This window comes from Nocardia sp. NPDC058058, from assembly GCF_042885355.1.
Lineage (GTDB): Bacteria > Actinomycetota > Actinomycetes > Mycobacteriales > Mycobacteriaceae > Nocardia.
On the sequence record NZ_JBHVSA010000059.1, the window covers coordinates 1 to 1,064 of the forward strand.

Genomic DNA, 1,064 nt, shown 5'->3' on the forward strand with positions numbered 1-1,064 from the left:
CCCTGGAGGAGCACCGGCGCTCGGGGGTCGTCGTGAGCCTCGTCGTATGTGATCTGAACGGGCTCAAGAAGGTCAACGACACCCTCGGGCACGCCATGGGGGACCGGCTGCTGGAGCGGTTCGGGTCCGTTCTGAGCCTGTGCGGCGCGATGCTGCCCGGCGCGCTCGTGGCCCGGCTCGGCGGGGACGAGTTCTGTCTGGTGAGCGTCGGGCCGTCCGCCGACGAGGTGGTGCGCGTCACCGAGGAGGTGTGCCTGCGCGCCGCCGGACTGGAGCTGGGCGAGGGCGTGGCCTGCGGGGTGGCCTCCACCGGGGACCCGATCGGAGTGGTGAAGTCCTCCCGGCGGCTGTTCCGGCTGGCCGACGCCGCCCAGTACAAGGCGAAGGCCGCCCGCTGCGTCCAGCCGGTCGTGGCGGGCCGGGACACCGCCGTCGTACGCCTCGCCGACGCCGCCCAGGAAGGCGCGGGCGAGCGGCGCCGCTTCCGCGGCCGTGCCTGAGGCTGGCTAGTGACATGAAGCGATTCAGTCCGTAGGGTGCTGAATATGGATATGCACACTGTCGTGGTGGGGACGTCCGGGACCACCGCCGAGGATGTCATCGCCGTCGCCCGCGGCAACGCGCGCGTCGAGCTGTCCGGCGAGGCGCTCGACGCCCTGGCCCGCGCCCGCGGGATCGTCGACGCACTGGCGGCCAAGCCCGAGCCGGTCTACGGGGTGTCCACCGGGTTCGGCGCCCTCGCCTCCCGGCACATCAGCCCCGAGCTGCGCGCCCAGCTCCAGCGCAACATCGTCCGCTCGCACGCCGCCGGCATGGGCCCGCGCGTCGAGCGGGAGGTCGTGCGCGCCCTGATGTTCCTGCGCCTGAAGACCGTCGCCTCCGGTCACACCGGCGTGCGCCCGTCCGTCGCCCAGACCATGGCCGACGTGCTCAACGCCGGCATCACGCCGGTCGTGCACGAGTACGGCTCCCTCGGCTGCTCCGGCGACCTCGCGCCGCTCTCCCACTGCGCGCTCGCGCTCATGGGCGAGGGTGACGCCGAGGGCCCGGACGGGGTCGTCCGG

The 1,064-nt window shown here is 73.6% G+C and carries 2 protein-coding genes; both read left to right on the plus strand.

Going from position 1 to position 1,064, the window contains the following annotated elements:
- On the plus strand, positions 1-500 hold a 500-nt coding region (locus ACFVUS_RS44165), incomplete at its 5' end, for a GGDEF domain-containing protein (protein WP_387781624.1).
- A gap of 45 nt (positions 501-545) precedes the next feature.
- On the plus strand, positions 546-1,064 hold a 519-nt coding region (locus tag ACFVUS_RS44170), incomplete at its 3' end, for an aromatic amino acid lyase (protein ID WP_387781626.1).